The sequence below is a fragment of the Paenibacillus sp. FSL R7-0210 genome (genome assembly GCF_038009085.1).
Taxonomy (GTDB): Bacteria; Bacillota; Bacilli; order Paenibacillales; family Paenibacillaceae; genus Paenibacillus_AQ; species Paenibacillus_AQ silagei.
Window position 1 is genome coordinate 1585036 of record NZ_JBBPAR010000001.1, and the last position, 19069, is coordinate 1604104.

A 19069-nucleotide genomic window follows, 5' to 3' on the forward strand; every position below is an offset into this window, starting at 1 on the left:
AAGACCATAGGGCAGATGCAAGGCTGAAGAAGCTCAGCAACGAATGCTTAAACTTCGCGTAACAATTAAGGAGGAACACAATTATGACTATTAAAAGAGCGCAGTCCTTCGTGACTCAAAACGCAATCTACATCGTACTGATCCTGCTGATTATGGGGATCATCATATACGAGCCAAGCTTCATGTCGATCAACACCTTGCGGGATGTACTGATCCAGTCCTCCACACGCGTTATTATTGCACTCGGGGTAGCCTTTATCCTGATCACCGCCGGGACCGACTTGTCGGCAGGCCGGGTGGTCGGCTTCACTGCTGTCATCTCAGCTTCCATGCTGCAGATTCCTGACTACTCCCGCCGCTTCTTCCCCGATCTGCCACAGGTGCAGGTCTGGCTGCCGATTCTGATCGCCATTGTGGCCGGTCTGCTCTGCGGGCTCGTCAACGGGATTATCGTCTCCAAGCTGAACGTTCCGCCGTTTATCGCCACTCTGGGCACGATGCTGATCGTATACGGTCTGAACTCACTGTACTTCGATATGGACCCTAACCAGTCCCAGCCGATCGGCGGTCTGCGCCAGGATTTCACCAACATCGGCTCCGGCTTCATCGGCAGCGGCCAATATTCCATCCCGTACATCGTACTTATAGCCCTCGGAGTTGCAGCCATAGTCTGGGTGCTGTTCAACAAAACCAAGCTGGGTAAGAACATGTACGCCATCGGCGGCAACATGCAGGCAGCCAAGGTATCCGGGATCAATGTCTCCAAGAACCTGATTTACATCTACGCCATCGCTGGTGCCCTGTACGGTCTTGCTGGTGTGCTCGAAGCAGCCCGAACCGGCGGCGCTACCAACAACTATGGTAACATGTACGAGCTTGACGCCATCGCAGCCTGCGTCGTCGGCGGCGTATCCACTACCGGCGGGATTGGTACCGTTCCAGGCGTCCTGGTCGGCGTTATCATCTTCACCCTGATCAACTACGGCCTGACCTTCATCGGCATCAGCCCTTACTACCAGCTGATCATCAAAGGCCTGATCATTATCGCTGCGGTATCGTTTGATATGCGGAAATATTCATCGAAAAAATAGCTTGGGGTTCGGTGATGATCCGTACCTGCGGGGATTTTGGACTTCCGGCCGCTGTCGCTCCTAAGTTATTGAATTCAAGTGTTCATATAATTTGAACTGAACTGAGCATCTTGGGTGGAAGGTATGATCGTGACTGCGGTGAGTTTTGGACTTCCAGCCGCTGTTGTCTGCAGATTTCTTGATTCATACCGCTTATTAGCGGTTGAAATCCGCAGACAAAGGCGGACGCTACCGCTCCTCCAGTTCCAAAATCCCCTCCGGTACTCCTATCACCTCACCAAGGGTGGGGAAGGCAGGCAAAGAGCGTTTGCGGTATCTCGCAAATGCTTTTTGGCTTGCCCGGATTTGTCGCAGCGTTGCTCCAAATCATTAGAATACACGTGCCTGCAGGATTTGGGGCTTCCGGATGCTACCCCTCCTTCGTTTCCCAATTCCCTTCCGCTCCTGATATCACATGATCGTGAAATGATCCAATAATTGCAATTCCGGCTGGCTGAAACAGGGGAACTGGGGGTAGTTGCTGCATGAAATACAACATTTCCTCTTCTAATTGGCTTGAGGGCGGACAAATGCTGCCTTTCATACAACAATGTTAGTTTAAAGTCGGTGCAGGGAGCCGAATGTTGCATTTTGGGCAGGATTTTGCAGCTAATAGTGACTAATTAATAGTTTTATTCTGTTCCAGGGGCGCAGATAGCAGGGAGTGGGCGGCAGGAGCGAAAGGTGGCAAGTGGCAAGTAGTTAGCAATCAGGTAGCAGGCAGTGGGAGACAAGCAGTTAGCAATCAAACAGCAGGCAGCGGGAGGCAAGTAGTTAGCAGTCAGATAGCAGACAGTAGGGGGAAGGAGTTAACAATCAGCCAGCGGACAGCGAGTGGCAAGAGGTTAGCAGTCAGACAGCGGTTAGGTTCGACACTTATGCAAACTAACTTATTTATCCAGTCCGCTGAATAGAGTCTTAGGCCTCTATCCTTTATAGATTTTTTTAACCTTTGCCCGCCCAGCAAAAGGATTAGTTGATTAGTCTCATATTTCAAGGGCAGGCAAAGCAGCCCTTGTATCCCCGGTACACACCCTCCGAAAGGGTGTGTTTGTGCTTTTACCCACAGAAAGGCAGCAGTAACGGAGGGGATTTTGGAACTGGAGGAGCGGGAGCGTCCGCCTTTAGGTTTGGATTTCTACCGCGAACAGCGGTTAAAATCAAGAAATCCAAACCTAACAGCGGCCGGAAGTCCAAAACTCACCGCAGTTACGGCATCGCCTTTGTAATTTTTAATCCCTAAAATCCCTCAGTCCTCAACTCCAGCCGCCGTTCCTAGGCACAGACACACCCTTTCCCCCTCACTCTCATAGTCTATAGGCAAAAGCCTTTGTAAAGGAGAACGACAACATGCTGAGGATTAAGCTGAACGAGCTGGGAAAAGGGAACGACAACGGTTTGATTCAGACGGAGGTATGGCGGTGGGACGGTATCGGCTGGAATGAGTGTATTCCGCAGCAGGAGGAGGATTTCATCCGGGCGGAAGAGGAACTGTTCGTGACTATCCCGGCAGAGGCGGGCTTATACCGTGTAGATTACTCCAAAAAGCCTCTGGAGGCGCTCATTGTGCTCCCGGATGACGGCGGAGGTCTGCGGGCAGCGCTGCTGCATCCGGCTCCTTTTAAACTTAAGGACGGGACGCTGTGGGGATATATCAACAACGACGGCCGGATTGTGATTGAGCCGAGATATGATTATGCGGAGGAGTTTCAGGAGAATGGCCTGGCAGTGGTGCAGCGGGGGAATGTCAGCGGTCTGATTGACAGCTCCGGGCGGGAACGGGTCAAACCGGTCTATAATTTTATTGGTCCTTTTTCCGAGGGGCGGGCTGTGGTGTCGGATGCGAAGGGCTACACTTTTATTGATGAAAAAGGCAAAGAGGTGACGTCCGCACGCTATGACTATCTGAATTCGCTGCACGAAGGCCGTGCGCTGTTCTCCAAGCAGAATACTACCGGGGGGAACTCGCTGTATGGCTACCTGGATGCCCAGGGCAAAGAGGTGCTGCCAGCCGTCTATCTGGACGCCGGGGATTTCTCGAACGGGACTGCACTGGTCAAAATAGCCGAAGGGGAATATGCGCTGATTGATCTCTATGGCGTGGTGCTGCATACGTACAAACATCCTTTTGTCGGGTATCCGGGGGATGGGCTGCTGGCCTTTCAGGCGACGGAGAATGGAAAATACGGTTATCTGCACACGGACGGCACGATTGCTATCCAGCCGCAGTATACGGCAGCTCTGCCGTTCTCAGATGGCCGGGCGGTGATTAACACAGCCGCTGATTATGGCAACGCCTACGGTCTGATCGATAAGCAGGGGAAAATGATCATTCCCGCCGTCTATTATGAGGTGCAGCAGCTGGGAGAGAACCGTGTGGCGCTGGGAACCCCGCTGTATGCGGATCAGCCCTACAGAGGCTCCAGATATGTCATCGCCGATGCGCTGACCGGAAGAATTCTCAGCACCCACCCGCTGCTGGGCGTGAACAATTATCAGCAGGGACTCGCGTCGGTGTATGATGCCAAGGATACGTATTTTATTGACACCAGCGGAAAAAAAGCCGCCCAGCCCCCGGTCATCGCAGGCTCAGGATCACTGTCCTTCAGCGGCAGCCTGATCCGCGCGGATATTGATCTGCGCACCTCCTATTATGATCGTAAAGGCAAGCAGGTCTGGCGGCAAAACGGGGTCATTCCGCTGAGACCGCCCTACTCTGTGCTGGAGAAGAAATACAAGCCTAACCGGGATTATCTGGTCTATTATCCGGTCGTGGAAGGGATCGCGGTTGCTGAGGTCTCGAAGGCAGTGAATGACAAGCTGCGCAATCTGTCGCTCCCATACGGGGCGGGGACGGGGGGAGGCACGCAGGATTTCAGCTATACGGGAGATTTCGCCGTATCCTTCTTCCGCAAGAATCTGCTGGTGCTGGAGCTTAGCGGTTATCATTTTCCGTTCGGCGCTGCGCACGGTATGCCTACGCGGATCTATGAGCATATCAACCTGCGCACCGGCAAGTTCTACACGCTCAGCGATCTGTTCAAGCCCGGCAGCAAATACGTGCAGAAGCTCAGTGATATTGTCGGCAAGCAGATTGCGAATGATCCGCAGTATTCCTATGTTTTCCCTGACACGTATAAAGGCATTACAGCCGATCAGCCCTTTTATGTGGATGCGGAGGCACTGTACCTGTATTTTGCCCCTTATGAGATTGCTCCGTACGCCGCAGGATTTCCAACCTTCCGCATTCCGTATGCTGAGATTATGGGCCTGATCTCGACCGAAGGGGAGTTCTGGCAGTCTTTTCATTAAATTAAGCGATAGAATCGCCGATATATAGGATAGACACAGCCGTCCTGAAAAGGACGGCAATGCTGTTTTCTTTTGCCGCTGCTGTAGGGTACAAGCCTTTTCTATCTATAAAATGACAGAATTTAGAAGCGCACAGCTGATAGTTTTGTGTTACAATGACCTAGGAACAGATTACAACTTTGTAACATATGTAGACAGACACCCTTGTCCCCATGATACACCACAACGAAGATTAAGGAGATGGCAGAATGAAAAGCAAGACTTTGAGAAGAATGATAGGTGGAAGCGTAGCCGCTGTTATGGCGCTTGGCATTTCTCTTCCATTACAAGCAAACGCAGCAGCAGCCGGTGCCCCTGCGGCAGCCGGATCAGATATGAATTTCGCACAGCTCATGGACTATTTCACACAGAACAATTCGAAGACCTTTGTACTGGGTGGCAATACGTACACTGTCACTAAAACCTTTGTATACACAACGCCAGCTGCAGCTGCCCCGGCAGCACAGCCGGTAGCTCCGGCTAAGCCGGTTGCAACAGCAGCACCAGTGGCTACAGCGGCACCGGCAGCAACTGCTAAGCCAACCCCGGCCCCCGTTGCCACTGCAAAACCTGTGGTAACTCCTGCCCCATCTGCGGTTCCTGCAGTTGGCAATAACGCCTCCAGCTACACACAGCAAGTAGTCGCACTGGTGAACAAAGAGCGCGCTGCAGCTGGACTAGCCCCTGTCTCCGCACTGGACAGCCTGAACAAAGTGGCTGCGGCCAAGGCTGCGGATATGCGCTCGAACAATTATTTCTCACACACTTCTCCGACCTACGGATCACCTTTTGATATGATGTCGGCGTTCGGCATTACGTATAAGGCGGCTGGTGAGAATATCGCTATGGGCCAGAAGACCCCTCAGGAAGTTATGACGGCGTGGATGAACAGCCCGGGTCATAAGGCTAACATCCTGAGCGCGAATTTCAACTACATCGGTGTTGGCTTCGATAATAATTACTGGGTCCAGGAATTCATCGGTAAATAAAGTTACGTTAACTCCGCCCTCCGGCATTGCCGGGGGCGTTTTTATGTTTTTAGGATATTAAAGTAATATTGGTCTTGATACGATTAGCGCAGCGCTATCGTGCCGCAGTCCGCGGTCTTGCACGATCAGCGCAGCGCCATCGTGCCGCCCTTACTGCTTCCACCGTTTAGGTGTGAAGCGGCGGAGGGGATTTTGGAACTGTAGGAGCGAATGCGTCCGCCTTTGTCTCCGATTTTTAACCGTATAACGGTTCATTCAATAAATTTGGAGACAACAGCGGCCGTAAGTCCAAAATCCCCGCAGCCGCGCCCCCACCTAAACCCCCCTACGGTTTGCAAATTGTGCAAAGAAGAATTATGTTTATCTACATAGTTAATAATGTTGTGAATGATGGAAGAGGCAGAAGAGTACGGCAGATGGAGGGATAGCATTGAAGGATTCCAAATGGACCTGGAGGACAGTAAGCCTGGTGTCCATCCTGGCAACTTTACTTTTGATTACAGGATTTGTGTATGCAGTGGGAGATATCCTGAACCCGAAGGGGGAACAGTTCCTCTCCTCCCTTCCACAGGAGACGGCTGCACCGACAGCCGCGGCAGATGACGAATACAAGATCCTGGCGCTTGGCGATTCTTTGGCCAAAGGGACCGGTGACAACTCCGGGCAAGGGTTCGTTAAGCGGACCGTGGATGCCTTGTCGGCCAATGGAGGAAAGGCAGAGCTGCTGGGCAATATGGGCATTAACGGCTTGACCACTGCTGCTTTACAGAGCAAGCTTCAGGAGGAAGGGGTACAGTACGCGCTGCGTCAGGCGAATGTCATCCTGATCTCCATCGGCGGGAACGACCTGTTCCGGGGCTCGGATATTCTGGGCACAGGCGGGAGCAGCGGACAAGTAGCCGCCTCTGCGAAGCCTTCGGAGCAAGCGGTACCTCAGAGCACGGAAGCCCCTGCCAATAACAAGGTAGAAGGCACTACCCCGGTTCCAACCGCGTCTGCAGGTGATCTGACCCCGGAATCGCTTCTTTCCGCTCTGCCTGGGGCCGCCAAACGGCTGGGCAGCATACTGGATACAGTTGCAGAAGTGAATCCGCAGGCCCAAGTCTATTACATCGGACTGTATAATCCCTTTGGAGATATCGAGGGGCTGCTAATTCCCGGCAATCAGGCGGTAACAGCGTGGAATAATGCGGCGATGGATATGATCAACAAGCATCAGAACATGACACTGGTCCCGACCTTTGACCTGTTTGACCGTCATTTGGCGAAATATCTGTCAAATGATCATTTTCACCCGAACGGGGACGGTTATCAGCGGATGAGCGAGCGCATTGTACAAGCGGTTCGTTGAATCGATGATTTTTTGAACAGAAATGACTGTGGCAAGGAGCTGTATAAGATGGCGAGAACCATTCATGAGGCACCGGGGGAAGAAGTCGTTCTGTCCGCCCGGGGAGTCCGTAAAAAAATCGGCCGCAAATGGATTATAGATGATGTCACGTTTGATGTGAAAAAAGGCGAAATCTTCGGCTTTCTCGGTCCGAATGGAGCAGGCAAAACCACAACCATCCGCATGCTGGTGGACCTGATCCGCCCGAGCGAAGGGACGATTACCGTCTGCGGCTATAATGTGAACCGGAATCCGGAAAAAGCGCTGCAATACGTTGGCTCTATTGTCGAGAATCCCGAGGTCTACACGTATCTGACGGGCTGGGAGAACCTGCAGCATTTCGCCCGTATGCAGCCCGGAGTGGACGAGCAGCGGATTGCCGAGGTCGTTGAAATCGTGCGGCTCGATCAGCGCATCCAGGATAAAGTCAGCACGTATTCGCTGGGGATGCGCCAGCGGCTCGGTATTGCCCAAGCTCTGCTCGGCCGTCCCCGGCTGCTGATTCTCGATGAGCCGACCAACGGCCTGGACCCCAAGGGGATCAAGGAGCTGCGCGAATTCATCCGTAAGCTGGCAGACGAAGGGCTGGCGGTCTTTGTGTCCAGTCATCTGCTGAGCGAAATTCAGCTGCTGTGCGACCGGGTAGCCATTATCAGCAAAGGCCGTGTACTCGCTGTTGGCGCTGTAGATGAATTGGTTGCCCGTAACTCACCGTATGTCCTGTGGGAGCTGGAGCCGCTTCAGCGGGCAAGAGACATCATGGCCGGACGGCCGGATATCGCGCTGCTTCATCTGGACGAGGTTACCCTGGATGACTCGGTCATCGCAGGCATGGGCGTGAATTCCCTGGTTACGGCGATGGACGAGGAGCTGATCCCGGAGATTGTTGCCGTGCTGGTTGCACAAGAGGTGGAAGTCCGGGCTGTGCATAAAATCAACCCTACACTGGAACAGCTATTCTTGAAGCTAACGGAAGGTGAAGCCATTGACTAACCTGCTGCCGCTCATCCGAAATGAGTGCCTGAAGATTATTAAAAAGAAACGTTTCTATGTCATCCTGCTCATCCTGCTTGTGCTGGTGCCAATGTTTACCTATGCGCAAATGCGCATAGCCGAGCGCAGCCGTGACAAATTTAACTCTGACTGGAGGCTGGAGATCCAGCAGCAGATTACCGATAACCAGAATTCGCTCGGCAGCGACCGGATTCCGGAGGAATGGAAGTCGTACCGGCGGATTTTTCTCCAGCAATTGCAGTATTATCTGGACCATGATGTGAATCCGAACGAGCCGAGCGGAGTAACGTTCACCCGGGAGTTTGTCAATAATTCCGTCTCCCTGTTCATTCCGCTGCTGATCATGGCGGTTGCCTCCGACCTGGTCTCCGGGGAGCGGACGACAGGCACGATCAAAATGCTGCTGACCCGCCCGGTCAGACGCTGGAAGGTACTGTTCAGCAAAATGGTAGCGCTGCTGATGTTCGTCTCGCTGATTGTCCTGTCCGTATTCGTAATCAGCTATCTGATATCGGGGCTGGCTTTTGGCTATAAGGGGTTCAATGTTCCAGTCTTTACAGGCTTCCAGCTAAACGGTGATACTGTGGATATGACGAAGGTTCATGCCGTGGAGCAGTGGAAGTATCTGCTGATGCAGGGCGGGTTGATCTGGTATGTCAGCATCGTGGTGGCCCTGCTGGCCTTCATGGTGTCGGTGCTGGTCCGCAGTACGGCTGCGAGCATTGTAGTGATGATGGCGGCGCTGATTGCCGGAACGATCCTGACGAATATGGCTTCCGCCTGGACGGCGGCCAAATATTTATTTATGGTCAATATGGAGCTGACGACTTATTTAGCGGGCACTCCCGCGCCGATAGAGGGCATGACACTGGGCTTTTCGATGGCGGTTCTGGGCATTTGGGGACTTGCGGCCGTAATCATTTCATTCGCCGTCTTTACGAAACGGGATATTTTGAATTAGAATGTACAAAGTGAACGAAAACGTTTGTTTGCATTTTTAGAGAGACAGGAAGACAAGTGAAGGAGGAGCATGAATGCTCGAACAGATCGATATGTTTGCAAAAGTCTCTAAGAACGGCGAAGCAGGCCGGACTGGATACGATGCTGACGACATTCAGGTGCTCGAAGGTCTGGTTGCGGTCCGCAAACGGCCCGGCATGTATATTGGCAGTACGAGTTCCTCGGGTCTGCACCATTTAGTATGGGAAATAGTAGATAATGCCGTAGATGAGCATTTGGCCAAGTTTTGCTCGAAGATTGACATTACACTGCGTAAAGACGGATCGGTGACCGTTATTGACAACGGACGCGGAATACCGACCGGAATGCACAAGACAGGAGTCCCAACGCCGCAGGTGGTATTCACTATACTGCATGCAGGCGGCAAATTCGGCGGCTCCGGCTACAAGAAGTCGGGTGGCCTGCACGGGGTCGGGGCTTCAGTAACCAATGCGTTGTCCGAGTGGCTGGAAGTGGAGATTTACCGCGAAGGCAAGATTCACCGTCAGCGCTTTGAATACTGGGTCGACAAAAGCGGAAAAGAACATGTCGGTGAGCCAGTGACCGGTCTTGAGATACTGGGGAATACGAATAAGACCGGTTCGAAGATTACCTTCAAGCCGGATGTTCGCGTCTTCGCTGCGGGCATTTCATTCAACTATGATACGCTTGCAGAACGGGTACAGGAGATCGCCTTCCTGAATTCCGGGCTTAGAATCAATCTGAGCGACGAGCGCAGCGGGCGTCAGGATGAATTCTTCTACGAAGGCGGCGCCAGCCAGTTCGTGCAATTCCTTAACGAAGGCAAGGATGTACTGCACGATGTAATTCATTTCAGCTCCGAGAAGGACGAGATTGAGGTGGAAATCGCGCTGCAGTATAATGCGGGGTATACGGAGACGATCGCTTCTTTTGTCAACTCCATTCCTACCCGCAGCGGGGGAACACACGAGACAGGCTTCAAGACAGCCTATACCCGTGTGCTGAATGATTACGCCCGCCGCACGCAGCTGCTCAAGGAGAAGGATAAGAATCTGGAGGGCAATGATCTGCGTGAAGGCATGATGGCGGTCATCAGCATCAAGATGTCGGATGTGGAGTTTGTCGGACAGACGAAGGATCAGCTCGGAAGCGCATCTGCCCGCAGTGCCGTGGACTTCATCGTCTCTGAGCGGATGGCGCGGTTCCTGGAAGAGAATCCCCAAGTTGCACAGAGTCTGCTGAAAAAATCGATTCAGGCCTCCAAGGCCCGTGAAGCGGCCCGCAAGGCCCGTGATGAGATCCGCAGCGGCAAGAAGCGCAGTGAGAGCTCGAACCTGGGCGGCAAGCTGTCACCTGCACAGTCCAAGGACGTTACACGTACCGAGATCTTCATCGTCGAGGGCGATTCAGCCGGTGGCTCCGCGAAGCAAGGCCGGGATTCCAAGATTCAGGCGATCCTGCCGCTGAAGGGCAAGCCGATGAACCCCGAGAAGGCCAAGCTGCTGGATATCCTGAAGAATGACGAATACAAGGCGATCATTTCAGCAATCGGTGCGGGAATCGGGCCTGATTTTGCCGTGGAGGACAGCAATTATTCCAAAATCATCATTATGACCGATGCCGATACGGACGGCGCACATATCCAGGTGCTGCTGCTGACCTTCTTCTACCGCTACATGAAGCCTCTGATCGATGCCGGCAAGGTCTATATCGCCCAGCCGCCGCTGTATAAGCTGACGCGCAAATCGGGTAAGCTGGAGACGGTCCGCTATGCCTGGAGCGATGAGGAATTGCAGAATTATCTGAAGGAATTCGGGAAGAATTTCGAGCTGCAGCGGTACAAGGGACTGGGTGAGATGAACCCGGACCAGCTGTGGGAGACTACGATGAATCCCGATTCGCGTACGCTGCTTCAGGTGCAGATCGAGGATGCCGCCAAGGCGGAGCGCCGCGTCTCCACGCTGATGGGCGATAAGGTCGACCCGCGTAAGCGCTGGATTGTCGAGAACGTCGACTTCACGGAGATCGTGGAGTAACAAAGATCGTAAGTAGTAGTGGGAAGTGACGATTACTTCCGCGTTTTTAATTTTTTGATGATCTGCATAAGCGAAGCGGTTGGGTTACTCACGGTTTGCTGAAATAAGAATTGTTAATCGAATAGAAGGGGAAGTGACGGAGGGGATTTTGGAACTGGAGGAGCGTCAGCGTCCGCCTTTGTATTTAGATTTCATCCGCTAAAGCGTATGAATTAGAAATCTAAATACAACAGCGGCCGGAAGTCCAAAATCACCGCAGTTACGGTCTTACCTGTTATCAAAATATTGTTTGGTTTTTGAATTCATTAACGCAAGAGCGCAGCGGTCAGATCATCAATCTTTAAAAACGCGGACAGAATGAGGAACAGAAGGTGAAGAGGATATGAGCAGTTTATCAGAGCAATTTTTGCCGGCTTTTCTGGAAGAGGTCGTGGGTGACCGGTTTGGCCGGTATTCCAAATATATCATTCAGGACCGGGCGATCCCCGATGTGCGCGACGGGCTGAAGCCCGTGCAGCGCCGGATTCTGTATGCCATGTACGATTCCGGCAATACGCCGGATAAGCCATACCGCAAGTCAGCCAAAACCGTCGGTGATGTAATGGGTAACTACCATCCCCACGGGGACTCCTCGATCTACGACGGGATGGTGCGGATGGCACAGCCGTGGAAGATGGGGCATGTGCTGGTAGACGGACACGGCAACTGGGGTTCCATGGATGATGACCCGGCGGCGGCGATGCGTTACACAGAAGCGCGTCTGTCTCCGATTGCCATGGAGATGATGCGCGATATTGAGAAGCGCACCGTACTGTTCAAGGACAACTTCGATAATACGGCCAAGGAGCCGGTGGTTGTTCCCTCCCGTTATCCGAATCTGCTGGTGAACGGGACGAGCGGGATCTCGGCCGGATTCGCCACGGAGATTCCACCGCATAACCTGCGGGAAGTCATCGACGCCTGCATCGCGGTCATGCAGAAGCCGGACATTGCGCTTGAGGATATCATGACCTTCATCAAGGGGCCGGACTTTCCGACAGGCGGAACCATTATGGGCGGAGACGGCATTATGGATGCTTACCGCAGCGGCAAAGGCCGAATCTATCTGCGTTCCAAGACGGAGATTGAGAATCTGCGCGGCGGGAAGCAGCAGATCGTGATCACCGAGGTGCCTTTCCAGATCGTGAAGTCACGGCTGGTGACCTCCATGGAGAACATCCGTCTGGAGAAAAAAATTGAAGGGATCGCCGAGGTCCGCGATGAGAGCGGCCGTGAGGGCCTGCGCATCGTGGTGGAGCTGAAGAAGGAGGCAGATGCACAAGGCGTCTTAGCCTATCTGCTCAAAAAAACCGACCTCCAAGTCACCTACAACTTCAACATGGTAGCCATCGTTAACAAGGCTCCGCAGCAGCTGGGGCTCAAAGCGATCCTTGAAGCCTACATTGCCCATCAGCGCGAAGTGGTCACTCACCGTACCCGGTTCGATCTGGAACGGGCGGAGGACCGTGCCCATGTCTTAGAGGGACTGGTCAAGGCGCTGAATATTCTGGACGAAGTGATCGCTGCCATCAAGGCATCGAAGAACCGCCAGGATGCCCAGAATAATCTGGTATGGATGTTCGGCTTCAGCGAAAGACAGGCTGATTCTATCCTTACCTTGCAGCTGTACCGTCTCACCAATCTGGAGATTCATTCGCTGCAGAAGGAGCTGGATGAGATGCTGGCCCGGATTGCTGTGCTCCAGGGGATTCTGGACAGCGACAAGAAGCTGATTACCGTTATCCGCAAGGAGCTGCTGGAGATCCGTGACAAATACGGAATCGACCGCCGTTCCCTGATTCAGGGCGAGGTAGAGGAACTTAAGGTTAACATGGAGGTTCTGGTCAATGCGGAGGATGTGCTGGTTGCGCTCTCTGCGGACGGCTATATCAAGCGGACCGGCATGCTGTCCTTCACCCGTTCGGGCGGGGAGCGCCACTCTTCAGGCGTCAAGGATGGCGATCATATCGTCAAGCTGCTGGATCTGAATACCCGGGAGAGCCTGCTCGTATTCACCCGCAAGGGTCAATACTTCCTGCTTCCCGTGCACCAGATTCCAGAATTCAAATGGAAAGATCCGGGGACGGCCATCGTCAACGTGATCGGACTGAATAAGGGAGACAGTGTCGTCAGTGTACTGCCGGTCGGCAACCTGGAGGACCCGCTGGCCAGTCTGGTCTTCATCACCCGCAAGGGGCAGGTGAAGCGTACCGAGCTCAAGGAGTACTCTACAAGCCGTTCCGGAGCCGTTGCCGCCTGTAAGGTGGCCGAAGGCGATGAGATCATTACAGTGGCGCACAGCAGGGGTGACAAGGACATCGTGCTGATTACCCGTGAGGGCATGAGCATCCGTTTCCGTGAGAATGAAGTGAATCCTATGGGCCGGGTGGCCACAGGAGTTAGGGGAATTCAGCTCCGTGAAGGAGATGAGGTGGTCTCCTGCTTCTGGGTCAGCGAGGATGAAGGTGAGATCCTGGCGATATCTGACATCGGTTATGCCAAGCGCTCCCTGATGGTGGATTATCCTTCACAGAGCCGCGGAGGCAAAGGGATGCCAACCTTCGAGTTCAAGGAAGGCAAGCGTGTCCGCCCGAACGGCAGCAGGCTGGCAGGCGCATTCTATTGCAAGGAGCCGCTGGAGGTGACCGCCATCACCCAGAGCGGCGCGGTACATTCCTTCTCTTCCGAATCGGCACCGATTGCTGAACGCCGTTCTACAGGCAAGCAGCTGGTTGCTGTCGAGAAGAAGGACGAGATCGCCATTCTTTTTCAGGCAGTCAAGTAAAATATAATACCGCATGGAACGGCGCGGGCAGCTCAGGAGTAACAGGCTGCCCGCGCTTTTAATTTGGGGGGAATAGTTGCAGATATGATTTTATTTTTTGGCCTTGAAGGATTTGGAATTTTTCTGGCGAAAAAGTAAATATACCTTATAGAGATCCGCAGGAAAGGAAGGAATAAGTGTGCACTCCACTGAATTCAGTAAAATCTGGCATAAGATATTAAAGGACTATAAGCTACATATGGATAGCAAGCTTGCCCCTACACTGACTGATGCCCAGCTTACCGTACTGGAATTACTGCAGGAGCGTGATGCGATGAAGCCTTCTGATTTGGCCCCTCATCTGGCAACCAGCCCGGCGGCCGTGACGATGCTGCTTGACCGGATGGAGAAGCATAATCTGATTGTCCGTGAACGCGATGCCTCAGACCGCAGAATTGTCTGGGTGAGCATCACCGAGACAGGCCAGCGGGAGACGCTGCGCGGACTGAAGGTCCGCAGTGATTTTTTTGCAGAAGCGCTGGACCCCATTTCCTCCCATAATCAGCAGCTGCTGCTCTACCTCATGGGCAAGATGGCGGTTGCCCCGGCCGTGGATGACGCAGCTTCGGTACAGTCCGTATAAGCACCTACTGAGAACCTATATGATCATGCAAAAAAGCAGGCTGTCCGTTAAAGGATAGCCTGCTTTTGCATTTGCGGAGTCCAAAGATTCCAGGGATAGGAACGGGGAGGCAGGGAGAGCAGCTCGACTTCTTCCTTGGTCACCGGATGCGGGAACCGGGTGAGTGCAGACCATAAGGCAATCTGCTGTCCCGGTCTGTTCACGGCCGCGCCGTACTTCTGATCTCCATATAGCGGACATCCAACATCGCTGAGCTGAACGCGGATCTGGTGGGAGCGGCCGGTCAGCAGGTCAATCCTCACCAGCGAATAGCCTTCTGCCGTACCAATCACGGTATAATCAAGGATGGCTTGCTTGCCGCCTGGCGTTCCCTCCCGGACGGCCTGGACGGTATTGCTCTTAGGGTCCTTCAGCAGCGTATGCTCCAGCCGGGCCTCTGCGCCCGGAAGCTGACCATGCACCACTGTCAGATAGACCTTCTGGAAGGCGTGGGTGCGCACACTCTCGGATAGCCGGGAGGCTGCCTTCGAGGTCTTGGCAAAGATCATCGCCCCGCCAACAGGACGGTCCAGCCGGTGAACCAGGCCCATGAAGACGTTGCCCGGCTTCGCGTAGCGTTCCTTCACATCTTCCTTCAGCAGGGTCAGCAGATCCGGGTCGCCTGTAGCATCCTCTTGAACGGGAATATTCACAGGCTTCACAATGCCGAGCAGATGGTTGTCCTCATATAGAATCTCGAACCGGGAGGGGCTGCTGCCGGATTCTCCTGCTGCGCCGTTATTCGTTCCGGTCATGGCTTACGCCTCCCAGCGGCCCAGAATCCCGCAAGGCAGATTCATGCCGGAGGCAGTAATCGGCAAGCCGATCTCACCGGAATTCAGCTTGCCGCCATAGCGCTTGCCCATCGTCATTGACAGCATATTGCGCAGTACGGTTGGCGAGATGCCGGTCGTATAGGAGTTAATCAGCATGAATAACGGACGGTCGCTCATAATCTCCATGCAGCTCTCCAAGAACGGATAAAGACTGGATTCGAGCTTCCACATTTCTCCGCCCGGCCCTCTTCCGTAGGACGGCGGGTCCATAATAATAGCATCATATTTGCTGCCGCGGCGCTGTTCGCGCTGGACGAACTTGAATACATCATCGGTAATGAAGCGGAGCGGCTTGTCGGCAAGACCGGACAGGGCTACATTCTCCTTGGCCCATTGAACCATCCCCTTGGCTGCATCGACATGCACGACGGAGGCTCCGGCACTTGCAGCCGCAACAGTGGCTCCGCCGGTATAAGCGAACAGGTTGAGGACGGAGATCGGCCGGTTAGCCGCTGCGATCTTGTCCATCATCCAGCGCCAGTTGGCCGCCTGCTCCGGGAACAGCCCGGTGTGCTTGAAGTTCGTCGGGCGGAGGTGGAACTTCAGCTTGCCGTAGCTGATTTTCCAGTCCTCCGGTATCGTCTTCTTCATCTCCCACTGCCCGCCACCGGCGGAGCTGCGGTGATAATGTCCGTGCACATCCCGCCATTTAGCGCTCTCGCTGGCCAGCGGCCAGATGATCTGCGGGTCCGGCCGGCGCAGGATAATATCGCCCCAGCGTTCGAGCTTCTCCCCGCCCCCGGTATCGATCACTTCATAGTCTTTCCAATCACTGGCTATATACATTATTAATCCATCCTTCAAAAAGTCATTTAGCCTTTATTGTACAACATTTAAGCCTGCAGCTACAAACAAAATGGTTGCAAAGCTGCGACTATTCCCAGTGTAGCCAACAAGCAGGAGGCGTATAATATTACCAGGAAAAGCAGGGCAGATCATTTTGCAACATAATCATTCGGTAAGCAGGGGACTTAGCCAATTGAAAAGCGGGTGTTCTGGCGCTTCGTACAGGGATTGTGTATGATCTGAATACAAGGTTACAGCAAAGGAAGGAGGCTGCACTGGGATGTATAATCTTTCGGCGCTGTATCATCCGATAACGGCCAATCCGGCCGGGGGCGGCGAGTATCTGCCGGGCAGGCTGCTTCAGCCGTATATCCGCTGCTACTGGGGATCAGGAGCACAGCCCCGGCTGCCGCAGCAGACGGAGACTATCATACCTGATAGCTGCATGGACATCATTTGGGAATGGGATGAGCGGACAGGGGAGTCCGGCGGGATTTTTTGCGGGATTAACGACACTCCGTTTGAGGCAGGACAAGCAGCACAGTCTGTTACGACAGAGCGTTTCGCCATCCGGTTTCACTTCTGGGCCGTTCATTTGTTCGCAGACGAGCCGCTGACGGAGGTATTGAATGTGCATGTTCCGGTAGAGTATTATTTCAGAACCTTCCGTAAGGAGCTAGGAGACAAGCTCCAGTATATCCGCACAATGACTGAGCGCATCGCTGCTGCTGAAGCTTTCCTTCTGCGGAGATTGGAACGGGGAAACCGCAGCAGTGACGGGATGATGAACGCGGTCCACAGGCTGCTTACATCACGCGGGATCATGACGGTAGGGGCACTGGAGAGCAGCTCGGGCTTAAGCAGCCGCCAGCTTGAACGGCTGTTCCGGCAGCATATCGGCCTTCCGCCCAAAAAGGTGGCCGATTTGATCCGCTTCCAGAATGTCTGGCGTGACCTGTACCGTTCCTCCCAGACGAAGGGCGTAATGCAGGATATGGTGTTCACCTACGGGTACAGCCACCAGTCGCATTTGATCAACAATTTCAAGAAGTTCGCAGGCAGAACTCCGCTGGATGCGCTGAGTCATGCCCGGCGCTGATGTCGTTTTTTTGCAATACAAGCTATTCAGGCAGAAGTACAATGAGGATAGAACGGCTGACACCAGCCCAATCACAATACAAGCAATGAAGGGAAGGATATCACTATGATTACAGCTTTTGACGGCATCAACCTGTACAGTAAAGACCCCGTAGCTCTGGTAGCATTCTATTCGGAGGTACTGGGCATTCCGGTTCCATTCGAGGGCTATGGAGAAGCTGGCGGGGCCAAAATTGCGATAGACGCCAGCCAGCCCGGCATCATTATATGGAACGCAGACAAGTGGGAGAACCTTACCACCGGCACCGTTAATCTGGTATTCTCCTGCGGCAGTCTGGACGAAACGTATGAGCAGCTGAAGGCGAAAGGACTGGATTGCCAGCCTCCGGCAACCATGGAGTACGGCGGTAAAGAGATGAATTTCCGTGATCCCGACGGCAACGCAATTACCTTGCTGGAAGGCGGATATTAATCGTTCCACACATCATATGATAATAGTAATACTGAGCAGCGTCAGCTCCGGGCAGCAGTTATGTCCTGGACTGGCGCTGTTTGTGTTATACGGCAAGGATGGCCAGGCTAAGAGCAGAATCACTTTTTTTAATATTGACAATGATAATCATTATCAAATAGAATGAGATTAACACAGTATTAAGGTAAGTAAGATGCGGTCTGCTTAAGGGACCGGATTATAGAGAATACATTTCATTTGGACCCTGGGAGGATAAAAGTCATGGCTAAAGTGCTAGTGGCATATGCCAGCTTGACTGGCAATACGGAGGAAATCGCTGAATTGATCGTGGAAGGAATACGCGCGGCAGGCGGAGAGGCCGTACTGAAATCGGTCATGGACTGCAATGCGGATGAGATAAAAGCGTATGAGGCTGTAATGCTGGGTGCGTACACATGGGGAGACGGCGAGCTGCCTGATGAATTCCTGGATTTCTATGAAGAGCTGGATGAGCTGGATCTCAGCGCCTGTAAGGCGGCGGCCTTCGGAAGCGGAGACACGGGGTATGCGATCTATTGCGGAGCAGTGGATCAGATTGAAGAGAAGCTGAAGGAGCGCGGGGCCGAGATTGTGCAGCCCAGCCTGAAGATTGAATACGGTCCGAATGCAGCGGAAAAAGAGGCTTGCCGCACTTACGGGCGCCAGTTCATCGAGATCTGCGCGGCGGTCTCTTAAGGATGGGCGCGGCGGCAGGAGACTTCACAGGAACGAAGCCGGATGCTGAAGCTGGCCGGTACAGACGTCTGAACGATTACCGCATGGAGCACATCATGCTGGGCGGGGCCGAGGTGGCCGGCAGCGGAGCTCCCGCTACCGGACTTCCCCGCTGGAGACAGCAGGTTCAATTTGCAGTCGGACATACGCTTAATGACTACTACAGTCTGCGGCCCGAGGTGCGCCGGGAGACGCCTGTCCAGTTTCTGCTGGAGCGCCGCTGGCCGCCGAAGGGCAATGCTTTTCCTTCCCTGATGCATTACTGGGATGTCAAGCAGGCAGTGGCCGATGAGCTGATGCGGATTGTCGCAGGCAGTTACACCGGAGAGATTCCGGTGATGCGGTTCGAACAGTGGCATGTTCCTGTCCGGGAGCTTGAGATTGAGCTGGCGGTGATTTTTCAGCTGGCCTGGAATTCGAAGCTTACGGGACGCAGTCTGAATATCCAGAAATTCATGGTACATGCTGACCCGCAGGTGATTACCGGATTTCTGCATATGGCGAATGTATTCTGCCATAAGGCTTACGGGAAGCCGGCAGAGACGATCGCCATCTACTCGCTGCTGGATGGCCGCAGGCAGCTATATGACGGGGCAGGAATGCCCCTGCAGGAATCGCTGGATTATGTGCGCCTGCTGTCTGTCTTCCTGGAACGGGAGGAACAGGCAGCAGGCTGCGTGAAATGCAGCAACCGCCGCAGCGACCGGGATGAAGCCCAGGTGCGGGGCTACGGACTGATGTAGAAGCA

15 protein-coding genes are annotated in these 19069 nt (G+C 53.7%); 13 read left to right on the top strand and 2 right to left on the bottom strand.

Translation table 11 applies throughout. From position 1 onward, the window contains the following. Positions 1-83: 83 nt before the first annotated feature. The 9 genes from mglC (at position 84) to MKY64_RS06820 (ending at position 14337) form a co-directional block, all read left to right on the top strand. Complete coding sequence (mglC, locus tag MKY64_RS06780) at positions 84-1091, top strand: galactose/methyl galactoside ABC transporter permease MglC (protein WP_036732937.1); 1008 nt, start codon at positions 84-86, stop codon at positions 1089-1091. 1389 nt (positions 1092-2480) lie between these two features. Then, positions 2481-4442, top strand: coding sequence for a WG repeat-containing protein (locus MKY64_RS06785; protein WP_036732940.1), 1962 nt, complete (start codon positions 2481-2483; stop codon positions 4440-4442). A gap of 248 nt (positions 4443-4690) precedes the next feature. After that, positions 4691-5470 carry a CAP domain-containing protein gene (locus MKY64_RS06790; protein ID WP_051478722.1) on the top strand — a complete coding sequence of 260 codons (780 nt, stop codon included), beginning with the start codon at positions 4691-4693 and terminating at the stop codon, positions 5468-5470. A gap of 430 nt (positions 5471-5900) precedes the next feature. Beyond that, positions 5901-6821 (top strand): GDSL-type esterase/lipase family protein, encoded by a 921-nt coding sequence (locus tag MKY64_RS06795; RefSeq protein WP_340951722.1) that lies wholly within the window; start codon positions 5901-5903, stop codon positions 6819-6821. Positions 6822-6869: 48 nt separating this feature from the next. Then, positions 6870-7853 carry an ABC transporter ATP-binding protein gene (locus tag MKY64_RS06800; RefSeq protein WP_036732945.1) on the top strand — a complete coding sequence of 328 codons (984 nt, stop codon included), beginning with the start codon at positions 6870-6872 and terminating at the stop codon, positions 7851-7853. Further along, positions 7846-8835 carry an ABC transporter permease gene (locus MKY64_RS06805; protein ID WP_036732948.1) on the top strand — a complete coding sequence of 330 codons (990 nt, stop codon included), beginning with the start codon at positions 7846-7848 and terminating at the stop codon, positions 8833-8835. The genes MKY64_RS06800 and MKY64_RS06805 overlap by 8 nt, the downstream gene beginning before the upstream one ends. Positions 8836-8908: 73 nt before the next feature. Beyond that, positions 8909-10891 (top strand): DNA topoisomerase IV subunit B, encoded by a 1983-nt coding sequence (gene parE / locus MKY64_RS06810; RefSeq protein WP_036732950.1) that lies wholly within the window; start codon positions 8909-8911, stop codon positions 10889-10891. Positions 10892-11273: 382 nt separating this feature from the next. Continuing rightward, positions 11274-13715 carry a DNA gyrase subunit A gene (gyrA, locus tag MKY64_RS06815; RefSeq protein WP_036732953.1) on the top strand — a complete coding sequence of 814 codons (2442 nt, stop codon included), beginning with the start codon at positions 11274-11276 and terminating at the stop codon, positions 13713-13715. Positions 13716-13893: 178 nt separating this feature from the next. Further along, entirely contained in the window at positions 13894-14337 is a 444-nt protein-coding gene (locus MKY64_RS06820; RefSeq protein ID WP_036732955.1) for a MarR family winged helix-turn-helix transcriptional regulator, read from the top strand. Between the two features lie 47 nt (positions 14338-14384). Here the strand turns inward: MKY64_RS06820 and MKY64_RS06825 are convergent, their stop codons facing one another. Then, entirely contained in the window at positions 14385-15131 is a 747-nt protein-coding gene (locus MKY64_RS06825; RefSeq protein WP_036732959.1) for an RluA family pseudouridine synthase, read from the bottom strand. A 3-nt stretch (positions 15132-15134) separates the two neighbouring features. Next, complete coding sequence (locus MKY64_RS06830; RefSeq protein ID WP_209869861.1) at positions 15135-15998, bottom strand: class I SAM-dependent methyltransferase; 864 nt, start codon at positions 15996-15998, stop codon at positions 15135-15137. A gap of 280 nt (positions 15999-16278) precedes the next feature. On the opposite strand from MKY64_RS06830, the gene MKY64_RS06835 reads away from it, so the two are divergent. The 4 genes from MKY64_RS06835 to MKY64_RS06850 all read left to right on the top strand — a co-directional run bounded on the left by MKY64_RS06835 (position 16279) and on the right by MKY64_RS06850 (position 19064). After that, on the top strand, positions 16279-17097 hold the full coding sequence (locus MKY64_RS06835) for a helix-turn-helix domain-containing protein (protein ID WP_340951726.1): 819 nt from the start codon (positions 16279-16281) through the stop codon (positions 17095-17097). A 105-nt stretch (positions 17098-17202) separates the two neighbouring features. Then, complete coding sequence (locus tag MKY64_RS06840; protein ID WP_036732967.1) at positions 17203-17568, top strand: VOC family protein; 366 nt, start codon at positions 17203-17205, stop codon at positions 17566-17568. Positions 17569-17829: 261 nt separating this feature from the next. Continuing rightward, positions 17830-18282 carry a flavodoxin gene (locus MKY64_RS06845; protein ID WP_036732971.1) on the top strand — a complete coding sequence of 151 codons (453 nt, stop codon included), beginning with the start codon at positions 17830-17832 and terminating at the stop codon, positions 18280-18282. A gap of 2 nt (positions 18283-18284) precedes the next feature. Then, positions 18285-19064, top strand: coding sequence for a hypothetical protein (locus tag MKY64_RS06850; RefSeq protein WP_340951727.1), 780 nt, complete (start codon positions 18285-18287; stop codon positions 19062-19064). Positions 19065-19069: the final 5 nt, after the last annotated feature.

What these genes read in the sequence shown, in the direction of transcription:
- MKY64_RS06850 (WP_340951727.1), top strand. Translation starts at nt 18,285, where the DNA reads ATGGGCGCGGCGGCAGGAGACTTCACAGGAACGAAGCCGGATGCTGAA.
- mglC (WP_036732937.1), top strand. Translation starts at nt 84, where the DNA reads ATGACTATTAAAAGAGCGCAGTCCTTCGTGACTCAAAACGCAATCTAC.
- MKY64_RS06785 (WP_036732940.1), top strand. Translation starts at nt 2,481, where the DNA reads ATGCTGAGGATTAAGCTGAACGAGCTGGGAAAAGGGAACGACAACGGT.
- MKY64_RS06840 (WP_036732967.1), top strand. Translation starts at nt 17,203, where the DNA reads ATGATTACAGCTTTTGACGGCATCAACCTGTACAGTAAAGACCCCGTA.
- parE (WP_036732950.1), top strand. Translation starts at nt 8,909, where the DNA reads ATGCTCGAACAGATCGATATGTTTGCAAAAGTCTCTAAGAACGGCGAA.
- gyrA (WP_036732953.1), top strand. Translation starts at nt 11,274, where the DNA reads ATGAGCAGTTTATCAGAGCAATTTTTGCCGGCTTTTCTGGAAGAGGTC.
- MKY64_RS06835 (WP_340951726.1), top strand. Translation starts at nt 16,279, where the DNA reads ATGTATAATCTTTCGGCGCTGTATCATCCGATAACGGCCAATCCGGCC.
- MKY64_RS06800 (WP_036732945.1), top strand. Translation starts at nt 6,870, where the DNA reads ATGGCGAGAACCATTCATGAGGCACCGGGGGAAGAAGTCGTTCTGTCC.
- MKY64_RS06830 (WP_209869861.1), bottom strand. Translation starts at nt 15,998, where the DNA reads ATGTATATAGCCAGTGATTGGAAAGACTATGAAGTGATCGATACCGGG.
- MKY64_RS06790 (WP_051478722.1), top strand. Translation starts at nt 4,691, where the DNA reads ATGAAAAGCAAGACTTTGAGAAGAATGATAGGTGGAAGCGTAGCCGCT.
- MKY64_RS06845 (WP_036732971.1), top strand. Translation starts at nt 17,830, where the DNA reads ATGGCTAAAGTGCTAGTGGCATATGCCAGCTTGACTGGCAATACGGAG.
- MKY64_RS06825 (WP_036732959.1), bottom strand. Translation starts at nt 15,131, where the DNA reads ATGACCGGAACGAATAACGGCGCAGCAGGAGAATCCGGCAGCAGCCCC.